The organism is Paenibacillus ihuae (genome assembly GCF_001368795.1).
Taxonomy (GTDB): domain Bacteria; phylum Bacillota; class Bacilli; order Paenibacillales; family Paenibacillaceae; genus Paenibacillus_AQ; species Paenibacillus_AQ ihuae.
On record NZ_LN831198.1, the window covers coordinates 954,497 to 963,694 of the forward strand.

At 51.7% G+C, this 9,198-nt stretch carries 8 protein-coding genes; all 8 read left to right on the plus strand.

Annotated features, from left to right (window positions below; translation table 11 throughout):
• The first annotated feature begins 198 nt into the window (after positions 1-198).
• The gene (locus AQR02_RS04245; protein ID WP_054939522.1) at positions 199-654 is read left to right on the plus strand and encodes a VOC family protein; all 456 of its coding nucleotides are present in this window, start codon (positions 199-201) and stop codon (positions 652-654) included.
• A gap of 94 nt (positions 655-748) precedes the next feature.
• On the plus strand, positions 749-1,447 hold the full coding sequence (locus AQR02_RS04250; protein ID WP_054939523.1) for an SDR family oxidoreductase: 699 nt from the start codon (positions 749-751) through the stop codon (positions 1,445-1,447).
• Positions 1,448-1,614: 167 nt separating this feature from the next.
• On the plus strand, positions 1,615-2,778 hold the full coding sequence (locus AQR02_RS04255) for a serine hydrolase domain-containing protein (protein ID WP_054939524.1): 1,164 nt from the start codon (positions 1,615-1,617) through the stop codon (positions 2,776-2,778).
• 380 nt (positions 2,779-3,158) lie between these two features.
• Positions 3,159-4,766: an extracellular solute-binding protein gene (locus AQR02_RS04260; RefSeq protein ID WP_054939525.1), complete on the plus strand. Its 1,608-nt coding sequence runs from the start codon at positions 3,159-3,161 to the stop codon at positions 4,764-4,766.
• Positions 4,767-4,851: 85 nt separating this feature from the next.
• Entirely contained in the window at positions 4,852-5,760 is a 909-nt protein-coding gene (locus tag AQR02_RS04265) for an ABC transporter permease (protein ID WP_425339958.1), read from the plus strand.
• A gap of 39 nt (positions 5,761-5,799) precedes the next feature.
• Complete coding sequence (locus AQR02_RS04270) at positions 5,800-6,672, plus strand: carbohydrate ABC transporter permease (RefSeq protein WP_054939526.1); 873 nt, start codon at positions 5,800-5,802, stop codon at positions 6,670-6,672.
• Between the two features lie 18 nt (positions 6,673-6,690).
• Positions 6,691-8,391 carry a hypothetical protein gene (locus AQR02_RS04275; RefSeq protein ID WP_054939527.1) on the plus strand — a complete coding sequence of 567 codons (1,701 nt, stop codon included), beginning with the start codon at positions 6,691-6,693 and terminating at the stop codon, positions 8,389-8,391.
• 29 nt (positions 8,392-8,420) lie between these two features.
• The coding region (locus AQR02_RS04280) for an ROK family protein (protein WP_082451627.1) at positions 8,421-9,198 on the plus strand (778 nt) is incomplete at its 3' end.

Here is a 9,198-nt window from a genome sequence, read left to right on the forward strand (position 1 = left end):
GCCGCCAGCGGGCCGAGCGGGGAAATCAACGGTACAAATCCCGTTGATTCCGCCGCCAGCGGGCCGAGCGAGGAAATCAACGGTACAAATCCCGTTGATTCCGCCGCCTGCGGGCTAACGGGCTGCCTTTTCCAACTTGACAGCCCTTTCAAAGTATCGGTATGGTAGACTGGTCAGATTATAAGGAGGCTTGGAGATATGTCAGGAGTTCTTGGTAATCATTTCGTTACACAGATTGGGATTTTGGTGAATGATGTGGAGAAGGTCAGCGCGGCGTATGCGGAGTTTTTTGGACTGGAGCAGCCGGAGATTATTATTACAGATACAGCCGACATTGCCCAGACCCGCTATAACGGGGGGCCGACAGAGGCGCGGGCGAAGCTGGCTTTTTTTGATATGGGATCGCTGCAGCTGGAACTGATTGAGCCGGACCATCAGCCGAGCACATGGCGCGATTATCTGAATGAGCATGGTGAAGGTCCGCATCATATTGCTTTTGTAATCGAAGGCATGCAGGAAAAGATTATGCTGCTCGAGGGCAAGGGGTTCCCGCTCCAGCAAAAGGGTGAGTATACCGGCGGGCGGTACGCTTATATGGATACTTTCAAGGAATTGAAGGTGCTGGTGGAGCTGCTGGAGAACGATAAGCAATAAAGCGCAACCAGACCAACTAATATCTCCCAGGGGGAAGTTTGCACATTCATGAACAGGCTTACCCGGGGGAGTCTCTATAGAGGAGGAGTTACTGATGAATATTCTGATTACCGGTGCCGGACGCGGGCTGGGTGTGGAGCTGGTGGCTGAAGCACTGGAGCGCGGGCACGGCGTTATTGCCGGAGTCCGGCATCCTGAGCAGGAACAGCCGGAACTGGCGAAGCTTGCGGCCGCCTACGGAGATGAACTAACCGTGGCGAGGCTGGATGTGACGGACGAAGAGGGAGTAGCCGCACTGGCTGCAGAGCTTAAGGCGCAGGGGCGGACACTCGGGGCTATTATTAACAACGCGGCGGTTCTGACCGCCCGTAACACACAGGTTGAAGTGCTGGATCTGCAGGACATGCTCACTACTATGGACATTAATCTGTATGGACCCATCCGGGTGGTCAAGCACTTCCTGCCACTGCTCACGGAAACGCAGCCCTCTATCATTAATATCTCTTCAGAAGCGGGCAGTATCTCTAACGCCTATCCGGGAGACTATCCCTATTCCATCTCCAAAACAGCACTGAATATGTTCTCACAGCAGCTGCATGTCTATTTGCAGGACCGCGGAGTTTATGTGCTCAGTGTACATCCCGGCTGGATGCATACCGACATGGGCGGAGAAGAAGCGCCGACCGATCCGCGTCAAAGTGCCGGGGGCATTATCACCCTGATCGAGCAGCGCAAGGGTCCGGAGGGCGTCTTTAGGTTCGTGGATTATACGGGTAAGGATATGAAGATATAATTGCGTTAGCAGGCCAGCTGGTAAGGAAGAGCTGATTTCGGCAGAAAACCGTAATCAGCTTTTTTGTGTGTGAATATTAGGAAAAATTCCCCAAAAAGCAGGAATGTTTATGTTTTTGTATAATATTTAATAAAAGTATCAAATAAAAATATATTGGAGGCATTTCTATGATTGAGTTAGTGGCAAGTTCATTAGAACAGGCCGGTGTATCGGCATCAGGTGTCGATCGGATTAAGGCTGCTGCCGCACAGATGGTGGAAGACAACATTACACCGGCACAAGTGATTGTTGCTGCCAGAAAGGGAGTTGTACTCGTCCATCAAGCTGACGGAAAAATCGGCCCTGAGCCTGACGCAGCCGAATTAACCGTTAACACGTTATTTCCGCTCTGTTCCATCACGAAGCTGTTTACCGCAACGGCTGTGATGATTTTAGTTGAACGTGGGAAGGCTGGGCTGAACAGACCCGTCGTTGATTACATTCCCGAGTTTACAGGCGAAGGAAAATCCAAGGTGTGCGTGCATCATCTGCTGACCCATACCTCCGGATTAGACGGCGAGAAAATACACTTCCATGCACAGGCCAAACGGGCTGAAGGAACGGAGTTTCCTGCAAGCGCATCCAACCAGGACCCCGAGCTTCATGAGTATTTGTATAGCGGCTATGATGCACCTCTTAGCTGTGAGCCGGGAACGGCGATGTCTTATTGCGGGTACGGTTATGAGCTGTTGGGAGAAATCATCCGGCGCGTCAGCGGCCAGGCTCATGACGAGTTCGTGCGGGAGAACATTTTGGAGCCGCTGGGGATGAAAAATACATATTATCGTGTGCCGCAGGAAGTACGGAGCAGAGTGGTGAGACGTTCACCTGAGGCGGCCTGTGCGGAGTGGACTGAAACCGAATACCAGCTGAATTCAGTATCTGCGGGCGGTGGCGCATATTCTACAGCAATGGATCTGGCCATTTTCGGCCAAATGTTTTTAAACGGCGGCATCTTTAACGGGATAAGACTGCTTAGTCCGGTAACGGTGAAAGAAATGACCCGGAATCAGATCCCCGGCGTGTCGTCGCAATACAGAGATGAAGTATTTCCTGAAGCATACTGGGGGTACGGATGGGCAATCAACGGGACGAAACGGGATGGCGGAGACCTTTTTTCACCCGATGCATATTCACACTGGGGCGCAGCCGGTCCTTTCCTGTGTGTAGATCCGGTCTACCAGACGGTTACGGTTCATTCATCGGTCGAGCTTGATCATCAGAAGCCGTTTAAGAATATGTATGCAGATTACTTCAATAATACGGTTCTTGCAGCAATCACAGAACTGTAGCGCATCTCAAACTACATTATTGAAAAGTGAAGGCCCCGGGGACGATCCTGAGGGCTTTTTTTCACGGCAAGAAAAAAATCATTCGAAAAATAACTAGAAAATAGTTTGCTAAGCATACCATCCTAATCTCAAGGTAAAATAAACAGGATTGACGCCATTTCAGCAACAGCTACACTAGGTGAAAGCAGTTTGTTTGGACGATAATTGTTTGTTTGTCAGGTTATCGAACATAAAATGCGGTATTTTTGCGGTGGAAAATGGTTTATTGTGCGGTTTCAGATATACATGTAATACTAGGTGACATCGAAGACATCGCAAATAAATGGCGAGATAATCGATGATACGTTAAATAACATCAAAAGGGGAAAGGTGATGAGAGAATGACAACAAGATGGTCTAAGAAATGGGCAGGTTCCACAACGGCGGTCGTATTAATCTCCTCTATGCTATTATCCGCATGTTCTTCCAAGGAGGATGCTGCCAGCGGGAATGCGGCGTCAGAATCATCCAAGCCTACTACATTAAAAGTAGAGTTATTCGACCGGGGGAACTCACCCGCCGGCTACACCATCACCGACAGTTATTTGACGAGGCTGGTGCAGGAGCGTTTTGGCAAGCCGAATAATATTGATGTCCAGTTCGTACCGGTGCCGCGTTCGGAAGAAATTCAGAAGCTGAATGTTCTGATGGCCAGCCAAAGTGAAGTGCCGGACATTGTGTTCACCTACGATTCAGGAACCTTCAACCGGTATGCGGAGCAGGGCGGTTTGACAGATCTTACGGACTTGCTGGATAAGAATGCACCGAACCTCAAGAAATTTCTGGGCGAGGACACATTAGCTTACGGACAATATAAAGGGAAGCAATTCGCACTTCCGGGCAGAAGACTTGTGCTGGGCAAATATGCCGGTTACATCCGCCAGGATTGGCTGGACAAGCTTGGATTGCCTGTGCCGCAGACAAAAGATGAGCTCTACACTACACTCAAAGCATTCAAGGATAAAGACCCCGGCAATACCGGCGGCAAGGTCATTCCATTTGGGATGAGCCTGGCGTCCGCTCAATATGAGCCGCTTCTCTGGTCCTTTATTGAGCCGCTCACGGATGAACAGAAGTATACCTTGACCCAGCAGCTGGGCTCCAATGATTATCCGACGCTGCTTCCGGGCTTCAAGGAGGGTCTGAAATTCATGAACAAGCTGTACAATGAAGGTCTGATCAGCAAAGATTTCGGCCTAGATAAAGATAAGAAGCAGCTGTGGCAGAATCTGCAGAATGGTCTGCTCGGCTTCTATACAGAGGATGCAGGGGAACTGTACTTCTCAGCGAATGGCGGATACGAAAATCTGCAGGCTAACGTGCCGGGCGCTGTGATCACACCGGTTGATGTCTTCACGAACTCGGAGGGTAAACATGCCAAGCCGGCCTATGCGCCAAATGCCATGTACGTCATGATCCCGAAATCCAGCAAAAATGCTGAAGCCGCACTGAAATATCTGGATTGGATGGCTTCAGACACGAATCTCTTCGATATGCAGTTCGGTGTTGAGAATGAGAACTATACCCTCGTAGACGGAGTGCCTGTAGTGAAAGCAGATGCGACTCAGGAAGCGATGGACCGGATCTACAACTTTGGTGACCTTGCTATCATCGTTAATGGTAAATATGCCGGAGACGATGCCAAGAATGAAGCGGCGTACATTGCGCAGACTCCGGAGAAATACCAGGCAGATATGAAAAAGTCGGTGGAAATCTCGAATACAGACAACATTCAGCCTGTGAAATTCGATCACCCGATCGAAGCGGAAGCGAAATATGGCACGGCACTGGCTGACAAGTTCCAGGAAATCATCGTGAAAATGACCATGATCAAACCGGATCAGTTCGACAGCACCTACGATTCGATGATCAAGGATTACATGGCAAGCGGCGGACAGGCCATTCTGGATGAGCGTACCGAAGCTTACAAAGAGATGTCTTCTAAATAAGCGGCCTTAAATTCAAAAGAGAGCGGCAGGTACCCCGGGGGCCGGCGAGGCCCCCGGACATTGCCGCAGACAAGAGAGGAGAGTGATGGCAGTGAAGAACAGCACTTATATCCGCAGAAACTGGCAATTGTATCTTTTGCTTGTACTGCCGGTCATTTACTTCCTGGTGTTTAAATATGGGCCGATGTACGGGGTACAGATTGCTTTTAAAGAATTTAACTTCTTCCAGGGCATCGGCGGCAGTGAATGGGTTGGACTTGATATTTTCCGCGAGGTCTTTCATAACAATGATTTCTTCAAGGCGCTGCGCAATACGCTGGTGCTCAATCTGCTGGACCTGATCGTTTCGTTTCCCGCTCCGCTAATTTTGGCAATTATGCTCTATGAGCTGCGGATTGTCTGGTTCAAGAAGTTCACCCAGACGATTCTATATATTCCTCACTTTATTTCATGGGTTATTATCGGCGGCATTGTTCTGCAGGTGTTCGGCACCGAATCCGGCTTTATCAACAATATGCTGACGGGTATGGGGCTGGAGGCCATTCCGTTCCTCTCCGACAAGCATTACTGGCTGGTTACCTATCTGCTGGTCGGCGTATGGCAGAGCGCAGGCTGGGGAACGATTCTCTATCTGGCGGCACTGACTGGAATCAACAAAGAACTGTTTGAGGCTGCTGAGGTTGATGGTGCCGGGCGGTTTAAGAAGATTCTGCATATTTCTCTTCCCGGCATTAAAACCACTATCGCTACCCTGCTGATTATCAACCTGGGCAATATGATTTCCATCGGTTTCGACCGTCCGTTCATCATCGGCAACGTGGCTGTACGGGATTACTCAGAGGTGCTGAGTACCTTTGTTTACCGCGTCGGTATTGAATCCGGACAGATTTCACTGGCTACCGCTGTGGGGCTGTTCCAGGCTTTGGTGGGACTGATTTTCCTGCTTGCTGCCAACTATGCATCCAAGAAACTGGCGGATGAGAGCATTCTCTAGTCCAGGCTAAACGTGATAGAGACTGAAGGGGGAAATCCAATGAGCGAACGCGCATCAAACCGGATATTTGATATCTTTAATGTCTTAATTATTACTTTTGTTATCTTACTGTGCTTAATGCCCTTTATTCATATTATTGCGATCTCTCTAAGCTCAACCCGTCCGATCATGTCGGGGCTGGTGACCTTTTTTCCGAGGGAATTCAATATTGATGCTTATACCAAGGTCTTTTCTGATATGGCGATGATCCGTTCCCTGGGTTTCACCATTATGCTGACGGTTCTGGCGACTGTCCTGTCGATGGTTATGACCATTGCCGTGGCTTACTCTTTATCCAAAAAAGACCTGCGCGGACGCAAGTGGTTCATGCTGATCATTGTAATTACGATGTTCTTCAGCGGGGGGATTATCCCTGATTACATTCTGGTCCGCAACCTCCATCTGCTGGATACGGTCTGGGCGCTGGTTCTGCCGGGTCTGATCAGTCCGTTCTATATGATCATCCTGATTTCCTTCTTCAACAGCATCCCGAAAAGTCTGGAGGAGGCGGCGGAGATCGACGGTACAACCCATCTGGGCACTCTGCTGCGCATCATTCTTCCGTTGTCGCTGCCGTCACTTGCTACACTCAGCCTGTTCTATGCCGTGGGACGCTGGAACGGATTCCAGGATGCGCTGATGTATATTAACCGTCCGGATTTGTATCCGCTCCAGCTGAAGCTCTACCAGATGATTCAGAACAATCAGGTCAGCGAGCTGATGCAGCAGGAAGGCCTGGGGATGGCCCAGCTGATGCCCGAGAGCCTCAAAGCGGCGAGTGTCGTATTCTCCACCGTTCCGATACTGATCGTCTATCCGTTCCTGCAGCGTTATTTCATCAGCGGAATGATGGTTGGTGCAGTCAAAGGCTAATGAAAGGGGGGGAGCAGTGTGACACAGGCGATGATCGACAAGCTATCGGATAGGCAGCGCTATCTGGTGGTTCAATCTATGACGCTGATGGATTCGCTCTATGACGGGGCGATGGAGCTCTTAATTGATGAGGAGCGGAGTGACCGGCATAATACGCGGAGCAGTGCCCATTATGCGCTGGGGCTGCTGATCCGCAGCGGTCCAGGCGATGTAGAGCGGGCCTGCAGATTATTGAACCGGGTGATGGGCCTGCAGTTTGATTGCCCTGAAGAGATCTATCACGGCACGTTCCGTGTTTCTCCACAGGCTGCTCTGCCGCCGGCCGGCAATTATGAGTGGAAAAAGTTTGCGCCGGGATTCGCCTTTTTTCTCAGTGAAACTACAGAGAAGATTGGAAAACGGCTGAGTGACATACTTTCCCGGGAAATAAATTCCGGGCTGCCGGGAGTGGACGGCCAGAAGATCAGACAATATCTGCAGTCCGCTGTCGATGAAGTGCTGCCGCCGGTCTGGAAGAGCTATGACCCCAATTGGCGTGAATTCATTGCCAGCACCTTTGCTGTAATTCTTGAGCAGTTTGCCGGAGTTCTGCCGCAGGTTCTTATCCAGCGAATGGAGGAGTCAATGCGGAAGAGTGTTTCAGCTTCCATTGACCGGCGTTTATCCGATGCTATTCCGATGAATTCGAATATTGAACTGATGCATATCTTTATCGTTCATTACTACGGGCACCGCTTCGGGAATGCGGAATGGATCCGGCATGCAGACCGGGAGGCAGCGGCCTTTCTGCAGGGATTTGAAGAATTTGGAAGCATAGCCGAATTCAATACAACTACTTATTACGGTGTGGATCTAACGGTGCTGGGCATGTGGAGGAAATATGGGCATACTGCTGCCTTCAAAGAGACCGGGCGTATACTCGAACGTGGAATGTGGGAGAACATTGCACTGTTTTATCATCCGGTACTGGAGAATTTGTCGGGGCCGTTCTCGCGGGCGTATGAAATGGAGATGACCGGTCACAGCTCGATTGGCGTATTCCTCTACCTGGCGCTGGGAGCAGGCTATGAGCATCTGGCAGCACCGAACTGTGAAACCAGTCATGATCCGCTTATAGTACTGTCAGCCGGAGAGCTGCCGCCAGAGCTGCTTCCGCAGTTCACGGCCTTCGGGAAGAGCCGCAGGGTGGAGAAGCAGTTCCGCGAGCTGTGTGAGCGGGATAAGCCTGGCGAAAACCGTAACCTGTGCACAGCGTCGGCTTGGATAGAGGAGAACCGGATGATCGGGGCGATGTCGGGGAGCCGGAATACGAACGGGCAGATGCATCCGGCGACTGTTCATTGGAGAGACGTGGATGGAGCCCGCTATTATTTGCGCCTTATCCGCAGGGAGCAGGGCAAGAGCTGGAACAGCCATTTACGGGGGATGACTTTTGAAGCTTCAGTGGACAAGGATCTGCTGACTGTGGATGTCCGGCTGGACACAGAGATTCCGGTTGAAGTGCTGTTTGAAGTTACCGGTCCGGGACTCCCGCAGGCGAAGGTGAGTCCGGAACTATGGGCACTTCCGGGTTTAGTATGCCGGGTGACAGCGGCTGCACCGGAGCCGTCTATCCTATTCGATGAGCAGGAGAACAGGCTGGAAATCATCTATCTCCATCGTCCGGAGGACGGTGTGCAGAACATGTCCTTTACACTTCGGATGGATCCGGTTTCTTAAAGCCCAAGTCTGAAAGGTGGCAGCAAACAATGACAACAGAGGAACAGACCGGCTATCACGCAGGGATTGATGTTGGCGGTACGAAGACCATGTTTTGCATTACAGGCGGAGACGGCAGTATTCTCCTGCTGGAGCGGAGAAGCACATCGGCGCATGAAGCCCCGGAGCCTTTTATAGCATGGCTGTTCAGCGAACTGGAACAGCTTCTGGAAGGATTTCAGCTCACCCCTCAGCAGCTGAAAGGTATCGGCATCGGCTTTCCGGGAGTGATTGGCGATACAGAGGGGATTCTGACCCAGGCTCCGGCGCTGCCTTGGCCGGAAGAAGATATCCGGCCGGTCATCCGCCGTTATTATGCAGGGAGGCTGCACTTAGATAACGATGTGAATCTGGCGCTGCTCGGCGAATGCTGGAAAGGTGCTGCCCAGGGGAATGAGCATGTGCTGATGATCACGGTCGGAACAGGCATCGGCGGAGCGATGCTGCTGAACGGGCGGCTCTATAAAGGCGCGTCCTTTGCTGCCGGTGAAGCCGGGTACATGGTTGTGGATGCCGGATATGCCCGCAGCCGGTTTTCGGTTTCCGCCGCAGCCTTCGGCCCGCTGGAAGCGGTGGCATCCGGCAGCGGGATTACGGCGCTGGCGAGAGCCTGGCTGGCCAATCCGGCAGCCGGGCAGGATTCCCGGCTGCTGGAGCTTGCCGGCGGTATAGCCGGGGCGGTGGACGCCCGGCATGTGCTGCAGGCAGCGGCTGAAGGTGATCCCGCCGCGCGCGGGATTATGGAGCAGCCGCTGGAGCATCTGGCGG

What these genes read in the sequence shown, in the direction of transcription:
- AQR02_RS04245 (WP_054939522.1), top strand. Translation starts at nt 199, where the DNA reads ATGTCAGGAGTTCTTGGTAATCATTTCGTTACACAGATTGGGATTTTG.
- AQR02_RS04250 (WP_054939523.1), top strand. Translation starts at nt 749, where the DNA reads ATGAATATTCTGATTACCGGTGCCGGACGCGGGCTGGGTGTGGAGCTG.
- AQR02_RS04255 (WP_054939524.1), top strand. Translation starts at nt 1,615, where the DNA reads ATGATTGAGTTAGTGGCAAGTTCATTAGAACAGGCCGGTGTATCGGCA.
- AQR02_RS04260 (WP_054939525.1), top strand. Translation starts at nt 3,159, where the DNA reads ATGACAACAAGATGGTCTAAGAAATGGGCAGGTTCCACAACGGCGGTC.
- AQR02_RS04265 (WP_425339958.1), top strand. Translation starts at nt 4,852, where the DNA reads ATGGCAGTGAAGAACAGCACTTATATCCGCAGAAACTGGCAATTGTAT.
- AQR02_RS04270 (WP_054939526.1), top strand. Translation starts at nt 5,800, where the DNA reads ATGAGCGAACGCGCATCAAACCGGATATTTGATATCTTTAATGTCTTA.